We start from the raw sequence: 19,005 nt of genomic DNA, 5'->3' as shown, positions 1-19,005 counted from the left end.
TACTATGTCAGTAGAAGGACACGAAAACAATCACGATCATTCACATGATCATGATCATCACGATAAAGGGAACTTCTTTACTAAATATGTGTTTAGTTTAGACCACAAAATGATTGCAAAACAATACTTGATTACAGGTATTATTATGGGAATCATAGGGATTGTAATGTCTCTTTTATTTAGAATGCAAATCGCTTGGCCAGAAGAATCTTTTACAGTATTCAAATGGTTATTAGGTGATAAAATGGCTCCAGACGGAGTTATGAAAAATGATGCTTACCTAGCTCTAGTTACCATGCATGGTACTATTATGGTATTCTTCGTTTTAACTGCTGGTTTAAGTGGTACGTTCTCGAACTTACTTATTCCATTGCAGATTGGAGCACGTGATATGGCTTCAGGATTCTTAAACATGTTGTCTTACTGGTTATTCTTCATCTCTGCTGTATTAATGATTATATCATTATTCGTAGAAGGTGGACCTGCATCTTCAGGATGGACGGTTTATCCTCCATTGAGTGCATTACCAAAAGCTATTCCTGGTTCAGGGATGGGTATGACATTATGGTTAGTATCAATGGCAATCTTTATCGCATCTTCTTTAATGGGATCGTTAAACTATGTTGCTACAGTTATTAACTTAAGAACAAAAGGGATGTCAATGACAAGATTACCATTAACAGTGTGGGCATTGTTCACAACAGCTGTAATTGGTATCGTATCATTCCCTGTATTATTATCAGCAGCTTTATTATTATTATTTGATAGAAGTTTTGGAACTTCATTCTTCTTATCAGATATTTATTTAGCTGGAGAGGTATTACACTACCAAGGTGGATCACCTGTATTATATGAGCACTTATTCTGGTTCTTAGGTCACCCTGAGGTTTACATCGTAATTTTACCAGCAATGGGTATTACGTCAGAAGTAATTGCTTGTAACGCTCGTAAGCCAATTTTCGGTTACCGTGCGATGATCGCTTCTATCTTAGGTATTGCTTTCTTATCAACAATCGTTTGGGGACACCACATGTTCGTATCTGGTATGAACCCATTCTTAGGATCTGTATTTACATTTACTACGTTGTTAATTGCAATTCCATCAGCAGTAAAAGCGTTCAACTATATAACTACAATTTGGAGTGGTAACATCCAAATGAACCCGTCAATGTTATTCTGTATTGGATTTGTATCTACGTTTATCACAGGAGGTTTAACAGGGATTATTTTAGGAGATTCAACATTAGATATCAACGTTCACGATACTTATTTCGTTATTGCTCACTTCCACTTAGTAATGGGTATTTCTGCTCTTTACGGAATGTTTGCCGGTATCTACCACTGGTTCCCTAAAATGTTTGGACGTATGATGAACAAAAACTTAGGTTATATCCACTTCTGGGTAACTGCAGTTTGTGCTTACGGAGTATTCTTCCCAATGCACTTCATCGGATTAGCTGGTTTACCTCGTCGTTACTACTCTAATACGGCATTCCCGTTATTTGATGAGTTCTATGACGTAAACGTATTGATTACTGTATTTGCTTTAGTTGGAGCAGCGTTCCAATTAGTGTTCTTATGGAACTTCTTCTACAGTATTTTCTACGGTAAGAAAGCTACACAAAACCCATGGAGAAGTAACTCTCTTGAGTGGACTACACCAGTAGAACACATTCATGGTAACTGGCCTGGAGAATTACCAGTTGTTTACAGATGGCCTTATGACTATAGTAAACCTGGATTACCAGACGACTTTGCTCCTCAGAATATGCCTTACGTTGAAGGTGAAGAGCAATTACATCATTAATAGAATATTTTATTCGAAATATAGAAGTCATCCGTAAGGATGACTTTTTTTGTTATTGTAGGTTTTAACCCAAAATGCATTAGTCAAGTACTACAAAGCAATTCTATTTCATAGCTCTTTCATTAGTTCTATAACCATACTATAGTATGCTTGCGTTGCTAATTCAGACCTATCTTATATAATTACTTTTCGTTTATATGTCTATCGCGTATTTCGGGTTTAATATTTGGATTATATTTGTACTATGAATGAGAATTTAAACCCAACGAATAAGCACTTTTCTTCTGAGGAAATTGATGTTGAGAAGAAATTGCGTCCCCTATCATTTGATGATTTTGCTGGACAAGAGCAAGTTTTAGAGAACTTAAAGATCTTTGTGGAAGCTGCTAATCTTAGAGGGGAAGCCTTAGATCATACTTTATTTCATGGGCCTCCTGGATTAGGGAAGACTACGTTGGCTAATATTTTAGCGAATGAGCTTGATGTTGGAATAAAGATAACTTCAGGACCTGTTCTTGATAAGCCTGGTGACCTAGCAGGTTTGTTGACTAATCTTGAGGAGCGAGATGTCTTGTTTATTGATGAGATACACCGTTTAAGTCCGATTGTAGAGGAGTATTTATATTCAGCTATGGAAGATTTTAAAATAGATATTATGATAGAGTCTGGACCTAATGCACGTACTGTTCAGATTCATTTAAATCCTTTTACTTTAGTCGGTGCTACGACACGTTCAGGACTTTTAACCTCTCCAATGCGAGCGCGTTTTGGTATTCAAAGTAGATTGCAGTATTATAATAAAGAGTTACTAGCAACTATTGTAGAGCGTAGTTCTGCTATTTTAGGTGTTCATATTGATCTTGAAGCAGCTATCGAAATAGCTGGACGTAGTAGAGGAACGCCTCGTATTGCTAATGCACTGTTACGCCGTGTTCGTGATTTTGCACAGATAAAAGGAAATGGAAGTATAGATATAGAAATCTCTAAGTATGCATTGAATTCTTTAAATGTAGATTCATTTGGACTAGATGAGATGGATAATAAGATATTGAGCACTATTATTGACAAGTTTAAGGGAGGGCCTGTAGGTTTGTCTACTTTAGCTACTGCTGTGTCAGAGAATGGAGAGACTATTGAAGAGGTTTACGAACCTTATTTAATACAAGAAGGTTTTATTCTACGTACACCAAGAGGTAGAGAAGCTACTGATAAAGCATACACTCATTTAGGACGTGTGAAAGCAAGTACACAAGGAGGATTATTTGATTCGTAGTACGTGAGTTACATTATTAGGTAAATGATAGAAAATAAAAGCAAATATGCTACTATGATAAAAGCCGAGGCAATACGCCTTGGCTTTTCGTCTTGTGGTATTTCGAAAGCTAGTTTTTTAGAGACAGAAGCACCTCGATTAGAGCAATGGTTAAATAATCAAATGCATGGTCAGATGTCTTATATGGAGAATCATTTTGATAAGAGATTAGATCCCACTAAATTAGTAGAGGGAGCGAAAAGCGTAGTATCACTTACGTTGAATTATTATCCTGAAGAGAAACAGATAGAGGATAGTTTTAAAATTTCTAAATATGCTTATGGAGAGGATTATCACTATATAATTAAGGATAAACTAAAGGAGTTGTTGTTTTATATAGAGAGTGTAGTAGGGGCTGTAGATGGACGTGTATTTGTTGATTCAGCACCTGTACTTGATAAAGCTTGGGCTGCTAAATCAGGTTTAGGATGGGTAGGTAAGAATAATAATCTTATTAATCGCAAGAGTGGTTCTTTCTTTTTTATAGCAGAGTTGATAATTGATTTGGAGTTAGAAGAGGATGGGCCAACTACAGATCATTGTGGTACTTGCACGAAGTGTATTGATGCATGTCCTACAGGTGCTATTGAGAGTCCATACCTTGTTAATGGGAGTAAGTGTATATCGTATTTGACGATAGAATTGAAGGATGATATTCCTCAAGAGTTTAGTGGGAAGTTAGATAATTGGATGTTTGGATGTGATGTTTGTCAAGATGTTTGTCCATGGAATCGCTTTGCAACCCCTCATAAAGAGGATAGATTTATTCCTAATAATGAGTTAATACACTATTCAAAGCGTGAATGGAAGGAACTAACGAAAGAGACTTTTAATGAAATATTTAAAAAATCTGCAATAAAGAGGACTAAATACGAAGGGTTATTACGAAATATGCAATTTTTGGGGGAGTGAATTCCGTAAATCCAAATAGTATGACAAAAAGGTTATCTTTGTTCATCACATTAAATGTAAATTTATGAATAAAGATAGTTTACGTAGAGAAGCGCTTAAGTACCATGCAGAACCAACGCCTGGGAAGATACAAGTAGTTCCTACAAAGAAGTATTCATCACAAAGAGATTTAGCTTTAGCATATTCACCTGGTGTGGCGGAGCCATGTTTAGAGATTGCAAGCGATGTAAATAATGTATATAAATATACAGCGAAAGGTAATTTAGTAGCTGTTATCTCAAACGGTACAGCTGTATTAGGATTAGGGGATATCGGACCTGAAGCTTCTAAACCAGTAATGGAAGGAAAAGGATTACTATTTAAAATCTTTGCTGATATTGATGTTTTTGATATTGAAGTAGATACTACTGATGTTGAGAAATTCATTGAAACTGTAAAAAATATTGCTCCAACTTTTGGAGGTATAAACTTAGAGGATATTAAAGCTCCTGAGTCTTTTGAAATAGAAAGACGTTTAAAGGAAGAGTTAGATATCCCTGTAATGCACGATGATCAACATGGTACTGCTATTATCTCAGCAGCAGCATTGATTAATGCTGTGGAATTAGCTGGTAAGAAAATGGAGGATGTTACTATGGTAGTGTCTGGTGCTGGTTCTGCTGCTATTGCTTGTGCTAAGTTATATGTAGCTTTTGGTGTTAAACAAGGAAATATCAAAATGTTTAACAGTAAAGGAGTATTAAAAAAAGACGATGCTCGTATTTCTGATTTACAAAGAGAATTTGCAGTTGATACTGATATATCTTTAGGAGATGCTTTAAAAGGTGCTGATGTATTTATCGGGTTATCTACTGCTGACGTATTAAAACCTGAGATGTTATTAGGGATGAACGAGAATCCTATCGTATTTGCGATGGCTAACCCTAAACCAGAGATTGATTATAATCTTGCAGTAGCAACTCGTAAGGATATTATTATGGCAACTGGTCGTTCTGATTATCCTAACCAAGTTAATAACGTATTAGGTTTCCCTTATATTTTTAGAGGAGCTTTAGATGTGCGTGCAACTAAGATAAACGAAGAAATGAAAATGGCTGCTGTAGTAGCTTTAGCGAAGTTAGCTAAAGAACCAGTGCCAGAACAAGTTAATATAGCTTATGGTGAGACTAAGTTTACTTTCGGTAGAGAGTATATTATTCCTAAGCCATTTGACCCTAGATTAATCTCTGTAGTTCCTCCTGCAGTAGCTAAAGCAGCTATGGAAAGTGGAATTGCGTTATCTCCTATCACTGACTGGGAAGAGTATAAATCTTCTTTAGAAGAAAGAATGGGATCAGATAATAAATTAGTACGTATGTTAATCAACCGTGCTAAGACTGAACCTAAACGTGTAGTTTATGCTGAAGCAGATCATTTAGATGTGTTGAAAGCTGCACAAATTGCTTATGAAGAAGGTATGGTAACTCCAATCTTATTAGGTGATAAAGAGACTATATTAGAGCTTAAAAAAGAAATAGAGTTTAATGAAGAAGTAGAAATCATTGACCCTAAATCTGAAGAGCAAAAAGAAAGAAGAGCTGCTTTTGCTAATGCTTATTGGGAAACTAGAAAGCGCAAAGGAGTAACTTTATATGATGCTAGTAAATTAATGTTAGAGCGTAACTATTTCGCTTCAATGTTGATTAACGAAGGACAAGCAGATGCTATGTTGACAGGATACTCTCGCAGTTATCCTAATGTAGTGAAACCAATCTTAGAATTGATCCCTAAAGCTCAGGGAGTAAGTAGAGTTGCTACTACAAACTTAATGATGACTAAAAGAGGACCTATGTTCTTAGCTGATACAGCTATTAACCCAGATCCTACAGCAGAAGACTTAGCTAAAATAGCTGTTATGACTGAAAAGACAGTTCGTATGTTCGGTATGGAGCCTGTTGTAGCGATGTTGTCTTATGCTAACTTTGGTTCTGCACCTAACGCTTCACCAACTAAAATGAAGGAAGCGGTTAGTATCTTACACGAACAATTTCCAGAAATGATAGTTGATGGTGAAATTCAAATTGACTTCGCTCTAAACAGTGAAATGTTGAAAAAGAAATTCCCATTCTCTAAATTAGTAGACAAGAAAGTGAATACACTTATCTTCCCTAACTTAGATTCTGCAAACATTACTTATAAAATGTTGAAAGAGTTGAACAAAGCAACGTCTATTGGTCCTATTATTTTAGGTTTAGATAAAGCTGTTCACGTATTCCAACTAGGTGCTAGCGTTGACGAAATGGTAAATATGACAGCTGTAGCTGTAGTAGATGCTCAAGTACGTGAAAACCGTAAAAAGAAGTAAATTACTGGTATTCTGAATAGTAGTTGCTCGACTGATTATTTGTTATTAATTAGTTAATATTTATTGTTATTTTTGATGTAAAATTTGATATAACAATGATAGCACATATTCAAGGACGCCTAGTAGAAAAAACTGCCACTGAAGTGATAATAGATTGCGGGGGAGTAGGATATCTTATCCATATTTCCCTGCATACTTTTTCTCAAATTGGTTCCTCAGAGAATTTGAGATTGTATACTTTCCTACAAATAAAAGAAGACGGACATACTCTGTTCGGATTTATAGATAAAATAGAACGTGAACTTTTTAAATTGCTTATTTCTGTATCAGGAATAGGTGGTAATACTGCACGTAATATGTTATCTTCTGTTTCCCCTAAAGAATTATTACAAGCTATCGCTTCTGCTGATGTAAAGACTATTCAATCTGTAAAGGGAATAGGGGCTAAAACTGCTCAAAGAGTTATCTTAGATTTACAAGAGAAGGTATTAAAATTGTATAATATTGATGAAGTTTCTCCGGTTATTAACAATACAAATGCAGATGAAGCGTTATCAGCTTTAGAAGTATTAGGTTTTGTTCGTAAATCAGCTGAGAAAGTTGTAGATAAGATCATTAAACAAGATCCAGATGCATCAGTTGAATTCATCATTAAGCAAGCTTTAAAAAATTTATAAATTTTGAAGGAGCATTTTCCTATATCCAAGTCACTTTTTTTTTGGCTAATTATTCTACTCTTAGGGGTGCAAATTTCGCATGCCCAAAATATAGGGCTCCAAGAAGTAGATTCCCTTCAAGTTAAATATGATATAGGAAAAATAGTTATACCTGATCCTGATATAATAAAAGAGGCATATTCATATAATCCTTATAAGGATAGCTATTATCTAACTAAAACATTTGACGGTTTTAACGTCAATTATCCTCTTATTTTAACGCGTAAAGAATTCGAAGAATTAATTATGCGTGCCGAACTTCGTAAGTATTTCTTACAGAGGTTTAATGTGATGCACGGTAGAGAAGAGAATGAGGAGATAAAGCGTGATATGTTGCCTAGATATTATGTAAACTCTAAACTATTCAGCACTATTTTTGGTTCTAATACGATAGATGTTAAGCCGACAGGTTCTGTTGAGTTTGATATGGGGGTTCGATATAGTAAACAGGATAATCCTATTGTGTCTACGCGTAATCGAAAGAATATGTCTTTTGATTTTAATCAGCGTATTAGTATGGGGCTTCAAGGTATGGTGGGAACTAGGTTAGCTGTAAATATAAATTATGATACACAGGCTACTTTTAATTTCCAAAATATGATGAAACTCTCATTTGCTCCAGATGAAGATGATATCGTTCGTAAAGTAGAAATAGGAAACGTAAGTATGCCGATTAGTGGTTCTCTTGTGAGAGGAGCACAGAGTTTGTTTGGTGTTAAGACTGAATTACAGTTTGGACGTACAACTATTACAGGAGTATTCTCAGAACAAAAATCTCAAACGACCTCTATTAGAGCAGACGGAGGCGGGGTGTTAGAAGAATTCGAAATGTATGCTTTAGATTATGATGAGGATAGACATTATTTCTTATCTCAATTCTTTAGAAACAACTATGATGAATCTTTAGAGAAATATCCTTTCATTAAGAGTAGAGTACGAATCACACGTGTGGAAGTTTGGATTACGAACCGCTATGGTCGAGTGAACCAAACAGGTAATAACGCGCGTAATATAATAGCTCTTGAGGATTTAGGAGAAGGACAAAATAAATTAGGGAAACCAAATAGTGAAGTAGTCTCTAGACCTGAACCTGATTTTTATACCCTTAATGGTATTCATAATGCTTATCCAGATAATGCGAACAATAAGTTTGATCCAGGTCAGATAGGTAATAATTACTTAAATAGCGCTATTCGATTAAATTCATCTGGTAATAGTGGATTTAATGTAACTGTACAAGAAGGACGTGATTTCGTTCGTTTAGAAGGTGCGCGTAAGCTTAATGCTAATGAGTTTACCTTTCATCCGCAGTTAGGATATATCTCACTTAATCAGAGACTGTCTAATGATGAAGTGTTAGCAGTATCTTTCCAATACTCTATAGGGGATAAGATTTATCAAGTAGGGGAGTTTGGTACTGATGGAGGAGTGACTGTTACACCTCCAGGTATTGATGTGAATAATCCTGATGTGCCACGTAGTGAGTCTTTAATATTAAAGATGTTAAAGAGTAACCTTACAATGGTAGGAGAGCCTGTTTGGAAATTAATGATGAAGAATATTTATCAGATTCCAAATGCAATGTACATCTCTCAAGATAAGTTTAGATTTAATATCTTATATACTGATCCAAGTCCATTAAATTACATTAGTTCAGTTGATGGTAAGCCATTAGCAGAGGGAGTAGAACGTACACCTTTATTAAAAGTATTCCATTTAGATAGATTAAATTATACTAATGATCCTCAAGCAGGAGGAGATGGTTTCTTTGACTTCTTACCTAATGGAGGAATGCAAAATACTTTTAACCCAAATAATGCGGGTAGTATGAACAATGGTTATGGTAACAATAATAATGGAGGTTACAATAACAATGGTGGATATGGTAGTAATAATGGTGGATATGGGGGTAATAATAGTGGCTATGGCAATAATGGAGGCTTTGGAAATAACGGAGGTTATGGAAATAACAGCGGCTACGGAAATAATAACAACCAATACAACAGTAACACATTTGAGGGGATTACGATAGACCCAATGTATGGACGAATTATCTTTACAACAGTAGAGCCTTTCGGAGAGCATTTATTTAATAAGCTTGCTGAGAATAAAGTAAGTGAAGATTATAACACTACAGGAACATATAATAAAAACCAATCTAAGTATGTCTTTAGAAGTATGTATCGTACTACTAAAACAGAGGCACTTAGAAATCAAAACGAAAAGAATAAATTCCAATTAAAAGGAAAATTCTCTAGCTCTATGGGAGAGGGAATACCTATTGGGTCATTTAACGTAGCTCCAGGTTCTGTTATTGTTAGAGCAGCTGGTCGTGTATTAGTAGAAGGTGTTGATTATACAGTCGATTATAGTAGAGGTCGTGTGATGATTCTAGATCCAGGATTACAAGCATCTAATACTCCTATAGAAGTGTCTGTTGAGAATAATACGATGTTTGGTCAGCAGACTAAGCGTTTCTTTGGTATGCATATAGAACATAAGTTTAGTAAAGACTTTATCTTAGGAGGTACATTCTTACAGATGTCTGAACGTCCGATGACACATAAATCTAGCTATGGTCAAGAATCTGTAAATAACACGATATGGGGATTAAACGCACAGTATTCTACTGAAGTACCTTTCTTGACTAGATTAGTAAATAAGTTACCAAATATAGATACTGATGTAGAATCACGAGTATCATTTAGAGGAGAGTTCGCTTATTTACAGCCAGGATCTTCTAAACTTGATCAGATGAATGGTGAAGCGACATCTTATATCGATGACTTCGAAGGAATGCAATCAGTGATAGATGTTAAATCTCCTTTATCTTGGAAGTTGTCAAGTGTGCCTATAGGTTTCCATGGATTGAATGAAGTGGAAAAAGATGACACTAGCCTAGCAACAGAACCTGCTTATAGTTTAGAAGATGGATATAGAAGATCTAAGATGTCTTGGTATTCAGTTGACCCGACTTTCTATGTAGGTAGTAAACCTGCAGGGGTAACCGAATTTGATTTGTCTTCTAATAGAACAAGACGAGTTTACAGTGATGAGTTATTCCCTAATAAGGATATCGCCTATGGAGAGAGTAGAGTAATTAATACATTAGACTTAACGTTCTATCCAGAAGAAAGAGGACCATATAACTTCAATAAGAGTTATTTAACTAGCCCTCGATCTCTTACTCCTCGCAAAAACTGGGCGGGTATTATGCGTGGTCTTACAACTACGAATTTTGAACAAGCGAATATTGAGTTTGTGGAGTTTTGGGTTATGGATCCTTATATTGGAAAAACTGGAGATGCTATAACTGCTCAAAATACGGGAGAATTACGTCTGAATCTTGGATTTATTTCTGAAGATATTTTAAGAGATGGGCATAAACAATATGAGAATGGACTTCCTGATACTGGGGTAAATGTAACGAATACGATTACTACTATTTGGGGGAAAGTACCTTCAGCACCTTCTTTAGTTTACGCATTTGATACTAATGCTGAGAATAGACGATTACAAGATGTTGGATTAGACGGGTTAAATGATGATGAAGAGAGAATGTTCTTTAAGGATTTCGCTGGTTTTAGCGATCCTGCTGCAGATAACTTTATTCACTATTTAGATGCACAAGGAGGTATATTAGAACGATATAGAGATTATAACGGCTTAGAGAATAACAGCCCTGCAGGTGGTGGACGTGCAGGTAGTAATCAACCAGACGCAGAAGATATCGATGGGGACAATACGATGAATACCATCAATGCTTATTATGAGTACAAGGTTAAGGTAAAACCAAATACTGTAGTAGGTGATGAGTATGTAACTGATGTGCGTGAGACTAAGGTACAGCTACCTGATGGTTCTGTGTCTGATGTACGTTGGATTCAGTATAAAATACCAGTAGATACTAAAGGTAAAAAAGTAGGACCTATCGAAGATACGCGTTCTATTCGTTTTATGCGTATGTACCTAACTGGTTTTGAAAAACAAGTTACAATGCGTTTCGGAACACTGAATTTGGTTCGTTCTGATTGGAAACGTTATACTAGAAACTTAATAGAGAATAGACCTGATAAGACAGAAGAAATATACGCGAATACAGGTGTAGATGTATCTTCTGTAAACTTAACAGATAACTATGACCGTAAGCCTATTCCTTATGTGACTCCTCCTGGAGTTAGAAGAGAACAGGTGTATATGAATAATACTTTGATAAATCAGAATGAACAATCTCTATCTGTAAAAGTATATCCTAAAAGCCCAAATGTATATCCTGATGGATTATTAGGTCAAGATGCTAGAGGGGTATTTAAGAACTTTAATGTGGATATGCGTCAATACAAGAAATTGAGAATGTTTATTCACGGTGAATCTCTTAAAGATGCCACTAGACGTTTACAGGATTATGAAATGGCAGCATTCATTAGATTAGGTAGTGATGTTATAGAGAACTTCTATGAAATAGAGATACCTTTAAAAATAACAAATGGTGGAGAAACTAGCCCTGAGAATATTTGGCCTAAAGAGAATGAACTAGATGTATCTCTAGATTTGTTAGCAAAGTTGAAAGTTTTAAAAATGGGTGAGGTGTCAAAACCTGGGTTTGATACATCTAAGGTATTTTATGTTGATGAGAGAGATTTAGATAACAGCGCAGGGGATAAACCAAATAAACTGAGATACGGTATTAAGGGTAATCCTAACTTTGGTAAGGTAAGAATGATGATGATAGGTGTTAGAAATATTACACCTGGAGCAGAGGCATTGTCAGGAGAGTTTTGGTTTGATGAGTTGCGTATGTCTGATATGGACAATAAAGGAGGATGGGCAGCAATGGCTACTGTTGATGGTAATCTTGCAGATTTCGCTAACTTCTCTGTGACAGGGATGAAATCTACTATAGGTTTTGGAGGATTAGAGCAAGGACCACAGCAACGTAGTCGTGAAGATAGAAAGTCATATAGCGTAATGACTAATGTGAATTTAGGACAATTACTACCTAAGAAATGGGGTATTACTTTGCCTTTTAATTACGCAGTGAGTGAGGAGTTTATTACTCCAGAATACGACCCTATGAATCCAGATTTAAAGTTGAGTTTAATTAAGTCTGGAGCGAAGTCTTCTGCAGAAGCTGAAGAAGCTGAGAAGCGTGCGATGGATTATACGAGACGTAAAAGTATCAACTTTATTGGGGTTAATAAACAGAAGAATCCTGAGAAGAAAAATCATATTTATGATATAGAGAATGTTACTTTATCACATTCATATAATGAGGTAAAACACCACGACTTTGAGATAGAATCTATGTTAGAACAACAGGTGCGTTCATCATTAGATTACACTTATGCATTCGAGACCAAAACTATTGAACCATTTAAGAAGGTTGGTTTTATGCAAGGTAATTATTGGGCATTATTGAAGGATTTTAACTTTAATTATGTGCCAAGTAATATCTCATTTAGTTCTAATATTATGCGTCAGTATAATAGACAAGAGTTTAGATTAATAGATGTGGAAGGTATTGGGCTAGACCCATTATACAGAAGAAACTACTTCTTTAACTATAACTTTGGATTCAACTTTGATTTGACTAAATCTTTAAGATTAAGTTATATTGGGGGTAGTAATAATGTTGTGCGTAATTACTATGATAGTGTGAATGGAGTGATTGATAATTCGAATACTATTTGGGATGATTATTTTAATATTGGTGAGCCGAATCAGTTTACACAGCAGTTAACTGTTAACTATGAATTGCCTTTTAGTAAAATACCAGCTTTATCATTTATTCGTTCTAATTATGCTTATACAGGAAGTTTTAACTGGCAACGTGCATCAGAAGCATATTCTAATATTGAGATTGACGGTGTAAATTACAATCTAGGAAATACGATTCAGAATGCTAGAACGCAACGTTTAAATACGACATTAGGTATGGAAACGCTTTATCGCTATTTGGGATTAGTGAAGAGTACTGATCGTAATAAGACTACTTCAAAAGCGAAAAAAGCAGCTATAGTACCTGGACAAAAAGTAGTGCAGACGAAAGACGATGTGAAGAAGAAAGATAAAAAAGAGAAGGGAGATAGTGAGCCTTCTGCTTTTATGACAGCTACTAAAGATTTGATGATTGGAGTGCTTACATCAGTGAAGAATATTCAAGTTAATTACTCTGAAAATAGCGGTACGATGTTACCTGGATTTTTGCCTAGTGTAGGGTTCTTTGGAACAACAAAACCTGATTTAGGATTTGTATTTGGTAGTCAAGCTGACATTAGATATAGTGCTGCTCGCAGTGGATACTTAACAGAATTCCCTGAAATGAATCAACCTTATACAACGATTAGTAATAAGACATTGAACATTAATGCTTCTGTAGTATTGATTCCCGACTTGACGATTGATTTATATGCAGAGCGTATGAAGTCGGATAATTACTCTGAGCAATTTGCCGTAGAGAATGGTGAATACAAGGCACAGGCTCCTTATAGCTATGGAAACTTCAGTATCTCTACTGTAATGATCGGAACGTCATTCTCTAGTAGTGATCTAATGAGTTCGGCTACATTCGATAGGATGTTAGATAATCGTATTATCGTAGCGAATAGATTAGCGACAGAGCGCGGTATAGATATTACTAATCCAAATAACCTTGACAAAGAAGGATTTCCATTAGGATATAGTAAAGGAAGCCAGTCAGTGTTATTGCCATCTTTCTTGGCAGCTTACACAGGACAAGATGCGAATAAGGTATCGACTGGTTTATTTAGAAATTTACCATTGCCAAACTGGAACTTGAAGTATAGAGGGTTAATGAAAATAGGTTGGTTTAAAGAAAACTTTAAAAACTTCTCTCTTTCTCACGGATATAGAGCATCTTATACACTTGGGTTATTTAGTTATAATACGGATTATTATAAAGCGCCAAATACGCCAAATAAATACGGAAATTACCCTGATAAATATGTGGTTAATAACGCAACGATGTTTGAGCAGTTTAATCCTTTGATTCGATTTGATGCTGAGACTAAGACCTCGATTAGAATGTCTTTAGAGATGAGAAAAGATAGAATGTTGTCATTGAGTTTTGATAATAATTTATTGACTGAGACCAATGGAAATGACTTCGTTTTAGGATTGGGATATAGAGTGAAAGATGTTGGGTTTGTTTCATCTTATGCTAATGGAGGTATGGGAGGTAGAATATCTAGTGATATTAATATTAAAGCAGATTTTACACTTACTAAGAGAGAGACAGTGGTTAGATACCTTGATTATGGTAATAGCCAATCAGGAGGAGGGCAAGATATGTGGTCTTTAAGATTAGGAGCAGACTATATGTTAAGTAAAAACTTGCAAGTTCTCTTCTTTTATGATCATTCATTCTCTAAAGCAGTTATTTCTACAATGTATCCTATCACGAATATCCGCGCAGGGTTTACAATGCGATATAATTTTGGAAATTAATGCTTATTAATTCCACATTATGTAATAATATTATACATTTGCTAAAAACTTATTATAATGAATATACCAGCTAATTTAAAGTACACAAAAGATCACGAATGGGTAGCTATCGAAGGAGATGTTGCTACTGTAGGAATTACTGATTTCGCACAGAGAGAATTGGGAGACATCGTTTATGTAGAGGTTGAGACATTGGATCAAACTTTAGATAAAGACGAAGTTTTCGGTACTGTAGAAGCAGTAAAAACGGTTTCTGACTTATTCTTACCATTGTCAGGAGAGGTTATTGAATTTAATGAAGGTTTAGAGACTGAACCAGAATTAGTAAACACAGATGCTTACGGAGCAGGATGGATGATTAAAATTAAAGTATCTAATGTAGATGAGATTGCTGATCTATTAACAGATGCACAATATAAAGAATTGATTGGAGCGTAAATTATACTTTGCATTAGGAGTACTCTGGACAGGAGCTGTTTTGGCAGCTTGCTTGTTAAGTAGTGAAGCTATTGCAAAAGCACCACGATTTGATATCCCTTATAAGGACAAAGTTGCACATTTTACTTTTTATTTTGTATTTTCCATAATTTGGTTTGTATATAGTGTAAAAAGTATGCCAAATAAGTCAAGAATTTGGTTAAGTATCCTTATCTTTACTATTGCTAGTGTGATGGGTGGTATAGTCGAAATGTTACAATATTTCTTCTCACCTACACGAAGCGCCGAATGGGCGGATGAACTAGCAAACTGTCTAGGTAGTTTATTTGGGGTATTACTATGTTTGACTCTTTTCAAAAGAAAGAAATAAGATTACAAAATGACCTCAATGTTGGGGTCATTTTTTGTTTTTAATATATTTAGATTATGAAAGACTTAAGGGAATTTATGGATTCTACTTACTTAAAATTAGCTGATCAAGCTGGAGTTAGTGAAGTAGAAAATAATCAAATAGTAGCTGATTTGATTCAAGAAGCAATTGATGAAAAATTTAAGTTAGCGATGATCCGTCCTGATCAAGTAAAAATGGGACGTAAAATGGTAGATGCTGCTAACTCTAAAGTAGCAATCGGTACAGTTATCGACTTTCCAGAAGGAAATCGTGGACTTGAAGCTAAGTTAGCTGAAGCTAAACAAGCTGTAGCTGATGGAGTTGATGAGATTGATTATGTTGTAGACTATACTGCGTTTAAAAACGGAGAAGTTGAGAAAGTGAAAAAAGAAGTAGAAGAGTGTACTAAGTATGGTCTTGAAGCTGGAAAAGTTGTTAAATGGATATTAGAGACTGCTGCTTTGACAGATAATCAAATCGTTCAGTTAACTGCATTAATTAAAAATGTAGTAATGTCTAAGTTTAGTGAGAAGGATTATGAAAAGGTATTTGTAAAATCATCTACTGGATTCTATAAAACAGAAGGAGGAAAGCCTAATGGTGCTACACTAGAGGCTATGGTTCTTATGTTAGAGAATGCTGGGCCATTATCAGTTAAAGCTTCTGGTGGTGTTAGAGATAAAGACTTCGCTGTTAAGTTAATTGACTTAGGAGTTAAGCGTTTAGGAACATCATCTGCTAAGACTATCGTTGATGGTACAGGTACTGTAGATAGTTACTAAGTAATATATCTTCCAAAATATGAAAAAGACATCTTATAAAGATGTCTTTTTTTATGCCTTTAAGTCTCCGATCTATTCTATTATGGGGTGTTACTTTATTTTTGAGACTTAATGCGTTATTGACTTCTAAATGTTAGTTTAACGTGTTGGTATCCATTTTATCAATTAAAATTAGTTTAGTCTACTGTATTATTCTGTTTTCTACAGATATAAATGTCCTAGTAGTTCTAAATAGTTTTATACCTATATCTATAACTTCCTTTTGTAGTTGAGATTACCTTCTCTTTGTCAATTTGTAATGTTGTGCAAATTCATACTCTGCATTTAGTTTTTCTACTTCTATAAACAGATCAGCACAAATAAGATGAATTGATCTTCTTTATGTGTGACGTGAGTACTTCTAATATTGGAATTTTAAAAAAGATCAAAATTAAGTATGTCATAGCTAAAAGAGTAAATCAACTTATTTGAGGGATGATATAATCACATCTCTGTGTAATGTAATTTTCACAGGAGTGTTTAATAGGAGAACAATAGCGGAAGAATAAAAGGAGTATTGTTGGAGAAAAGCCTGTTTTACCCAACTATTGTCCTAGTATTGTCCTTGAAATGTCCTAGTATTTCACACTAGAGTCCGAATTCACTGGGGTTAAAGGGTGTTATAGCTATAATTGATAATTTGAGTTTTTTAGTTAAGATACTGATTGTTAATTTGTTGATTTGTTTCTGTCCTGAAAAAAATGTGTAAAAAAGTTGATTAGGAGTATCATTTATGTGGTATATAGAGATTTTGTATAAAAAAATCAGCATATGAATATCAATAGTTTCAATTTTAAGGTAAAAAAGGACCTTGTTTTAAAAAAAACAAATGTGTTTTTATTGGTGTAAAAGGGAGGTGATGTTTAGCAGTTAGATGTTAGTTGTACTGGATTAATAGATTGAGGGGGAAGTGTAGATTTTGTGATTAGGTTATTCGTTTTAGCAGAGGATTTAGTGTGAATTGACTATTGTGAACTTGTAATATTCAGATGAATTGTAGTTTGTTTTTGGATGAAAGAGTAGTAGATCTGACGTTAAGATGATTAATAGATGAGGGTATAAAAAAGTAATATGTTAAAACTTAGTATTAGAAGTACTAATTAAGGCATAGCAATCGTAGTTGTTTATGATTATCACCTTAGTTTCTTTTGTGAAAGTGTTGTTTTGTTTACATGTTGTTTTTTTAGAACACTAAAGGTTGAGGATATTTAAAAAAGCGTTATATTAAGGCTGTACTGTTTGTTTTTAAGGATTGTTTTTAAAAAATGACCTATATTTGCACATCATTAAAAATAAATGAAAACAGCTTTGAATTTATCGTCTGAAAAAAATACGTCAACTTCTGTGTTGACGGAGTTTAAAGAAATGACTAAAATGGGGTTGGCACTCAGCGTAGTTTTTTCTACCATAGCTGGTTACTTTTTAGCTATACCCGATTTAGCAAGTATTGAGATCACTACAGTAATAGCGTTAGCTATCGGAGGATACTGTATGGTGGGAGCATCGAATGTATTCAATCAAATTATAGAGAGAGATTTAGATGCAAAAATGACGCGTACAATGAACCGTCCTATTGCATCAGGAAGAGTGAAGCCTAGTTCGGCATTTATCTTAGCTAGTGTGTTAACTATTGCAGGTATTGCCATATTATATATGGTGAATCCAAAAACGGCAATGTTTGGTGCGATTTCTATCTTTTTGTACACGAGTGTATATACACCGTTAAAGACTGTAACTCCGTTATCAGTATTCGTAGGTGCTTTTCCTGGAGCTATACCATTTATGTTAGGATGGGTAGCGGCAACGAATAATTTTGGTATCGAGGCAGGTACATTATTTATCATTCAGTTTTTCTGGCAATTCCCTCACTTTTGGGCTATTGGTTGGTTCTTATATGATGACTATGAGAGAGGTGGTTTCTCAATGTTACCTACAGGAAAGAAAGACTCAAAAACAGCAACACAAATCATCTTATATACTATTTGGTTAATTATAGCTTCTGTATTCCCTGTATTTGGAATGACGGGTAGGCTGTATCTAACACCTGTATCTGCAGTGTTAGTTCTTTTAGCTGGTCTATGGATGTTATGGGCAGGAATTAAACTGTATAAGAAGAGAACTGATAAAGCAGCACGTTCACTGATGTTAGTTAGTGTAACGTATATTTCTTTGATACAGATAATCTATATACTTGATAAAATTTTAAGATAACATGGAGGATTACACAGTTCAAGAACAATACGAAAGAAAAGGGAAAGCATTAAAGGTAATGATGCTTTTCGGAATAGGGAGTATTATGATGGTGTTTGCAGGTTTAACAAGTGCGTATGTGGTGAGTAAATCACGTCCAGACTGGTTAGCAGACTTTCAATTACCAAACTCTTTTTTATATAGTACAATCGTAATATTCATCAGTAGTATTACTTTTCACCTTGCATTTAAGGCAATAAAAGAAAATCAACGCAATAAAACGACTACTTATCTAGTTTCTACTTTGATATTAGGATTGTTATTCGTTTTTTTGCAGTTCAAAGGCTTTAACGAAGTAGTATCAATGGGATATTTCTTCACAGGAAGTGAGAGTACCATTACAACATCATTTTTATATGTGATCGTAATAGTACACGTAGCTCACTTAGCTGGAGGGCTTTTATCACTATTGTATGTAATTTATAATCATTTTAAACAAAAGTATAATTCACAGCAATATCTTGGAATTGAATTGTGTGCATGGTTTTGGCACTTTTTGGATTTATTGTGGATTTATTTGTTTTTATTTTTTACATTCTTTAAATAG

11 protein-coding genes are annotated in these 19,005 nt (G+C 34.8%); all 11 read left to right on the top strand.

Annotated elements, in window-relative coordinates; all coding sequences use genetic code 11:
• The first annotated feature begins 4 nt into the window (after nucleotides 1-4).
• The 11 genes from CF599_RS04920 (at nucleotide 5) to CF599_RS04870 (ending at nucleotide 19,005) form a co-directional block, all read left to right on the top strand.
• Nucleotides 5-1,807: a cbb3-type cytochrome c oxidase subunit I gene (locus tag CF599_RS04920; protein ID WP_121964930.1), complete on the top strand. Its 1,803-nt coding sequence runs from the start codon at nucleotides 5-7 to the stop codon at nucleotides 1,805-1,807.
• A gap of 244 nt (nucleotides 1,808-2,051) precedes the next feature.
• Nucleotides 2,052-3,080: a Holliday junction branch migration DNA helicase RuvB gene (ruvB, locus tag CF599_RS04915; protein WP_121964929.1), complete on the top strand. Its 1,029-nt coding sequence runs from the start codon at nucleotides 2,052-2,054 to the stop codon at nucleotides 3,078-3,080.
• Between the two features lie 24 nt (nucleotides 3,081-3,104).
• Nucleotides 3,105-4,031, top strand: coding sequence for a tRNA epoxyqueuosine(34) reductase QueG (queG, locus tag CF599_RS04910; protein ID WP_121964928.1), 927 nt, complete (start codon nucleotides 3,105-3,107; stop codon nucleotides 4,029-4,031).
• Between the two features lie 64 nt (nucleotides 4,032-4,095).
• On the top strand, nucleotides 4,096-6,375 hold the full coding sequence (locus CF599_RS04905) for an NADP-dependent malic enzyme (protein ID WP_121964927.1): 2,280 nt from the start codon (nucleotides 4,096-4,098) through the stop codon (nucleotides 6,373-6,375).
• 95 nt (nucleotides 6,376-6,470) lie between these two features.
• Entirely contained in the window at nucleotides 6,471-7,052 is a 582-nt protein-coding gene (gene ruvA, locus CF599_RS04900) for a Holliday junction branch migration protein RuvA (RefSeq protein ID WP_121964926.1), read from the top strand.
• Nucleotides 7,053-7,055: 3 nt separating this feature from the next.
• On the top strand, nucleotides 7,056-14,558 hold the full coding sequence (gene sprA, locus CF599_RS04895; RefSeq protein ID WP_121964925.1) for a cell surface protein SprA: 7,503 nt from the start codon (nucleotides 7,056-7,058) through the stop codon (nucleotides 14,556-14,558).
• A gap of 57 nt (nucleotides 14,559-14,615) precedes the next feature.
• Nucleotides 14,616-14,996: a glycine cleavage system protein GcvH gene (gene gcvH / locus CF599_RS04890; protein ID WP_121964924.1), complete on the top strand. Its 381-nt coding sequence runs from the start codon at nucleotides 14,616-14,618 to the stop codon at nucleotides 14,994-14,996.
• Nucleotides 14,986-15,366, top strand: a complete 381-nt coding sequence (locus CF599_RS04885; RefSeq protein ID WP_121964923.1) for a VanZ family protein — start codon at nucleotides 14,986-14,988, stop codon at nucleotides 15,364-15,366. The genes gcvH and CF599_RS04885 overlap by 11 nt, the downstream gene beginning before the upstream one ends.
• 56 nt (nucleotides 15,367-15,422) lie before the next feature.
• Nucleotides 15,423-16,169, top strand: coding sequence for a deoxyribose-phosphate aldolase (deoC, locus tag CF599_RS04880; protein WP_121964922.1), 747 nt, complete (start codon nucleotides 15,423-15,425; stop codon nucleotides 16,167-16,169).
• 1,335 nt (nucleotides 16,170-17,504) lie between these two features.
• Complete coding sequence (cyoE, locus tag CF599_RS04875) at nucleotides 17,505-18,419, top strand: heme o synthase (RefSeq protein WP_121964921.1); 915 nt, start codon at nucleotides 17,505-17,507, stop codon at nucleotides 18,417-18,419.
• A gap of 1 nt (nucleotide 18,420) precedes the next feature.
• Complete coding sequence (locus tag CF599_RS04870; protein WP_121964920.1) at nucleotides 18,421-19,005, top strand: cytochrome c oxidase subunit 3; 585 nt, start codon at nucleotides 18,421-18,423, stop codon at nucleotides 19,003-19,005.

Source organism: Myroides sp. N17-2 (assembly GCF_002286775.1).
GTDB lineage: Bacteria > Bacteroidota > Bacteroidia > Flavobacteriales > Flavobacteriaceae > Flavobacterium.
The sequence above is the reverse complement of the archived record's forward strand: the minus strand, read 5'-3'. Positions and strand labels throughout refer to the sequence as shown.

Bases quoted from the DNA above. Each gene is read 5' to 3' on its own strand.
- CF599_RS04920 (WP_121964930.1), top strand. From the start codon at position 5: ATGTCAGTAGAAGGACACGAAAACAATCACGATCATTCACATGATCAT.
- ruvB (WP_121964929.1), top strand. From the start codon at position 2,052: ATGAATGAGAATTTAAACCCAACGAATAAGCACTTTTCTTCTGAGGAA.
- queG (WP_121964928.1), top strand. From the start codon at position 3,105: ATGATAGAAAATAAAAGCAAATATGCTACTATGATAAAAGCCGAGGCA.
- CF599_RS04905 (WP_121964927.1), top strand. From the start codon at position 4,096: ATGAATAAAGATAGTTTACGTAGAGAAGCGCTTAAGTACCATGCAGAA.
- ruvA (WP_121964926.1), top strand. From the start codon at position 6,471: ATGATAGCACATATTCAAGGACGCCTAGTAGAAAAAACTGCCACTGAA.
- gcvH (WP_121964924.1), top strand. From the start codon at position 14,616: ATGAATATACCAGCTAATTTAAAGTACACAAAAGATCACGAATGGGTA.
- deoC (WP_121964922.1), top strand. From the start codon at position 15,423: ATGAAAGACTTAAGGGAATTTATGGATTCTACTTACTTAAAATTAGCT.
- cyoE (WP_121964921.1), top strand. From the start codon at position 17,505: ATGAAAACAGCTTTGAATTTATCGTCTGAAAAAAATACGTCAACTTCT.
- CF599_RS04870 (WP_121964920.1), top strand. From the start codon at position 18,421: ATGGAGGATTACACAGTTCAAGAACAATACGAAAGAAAAGGGAAAGCA.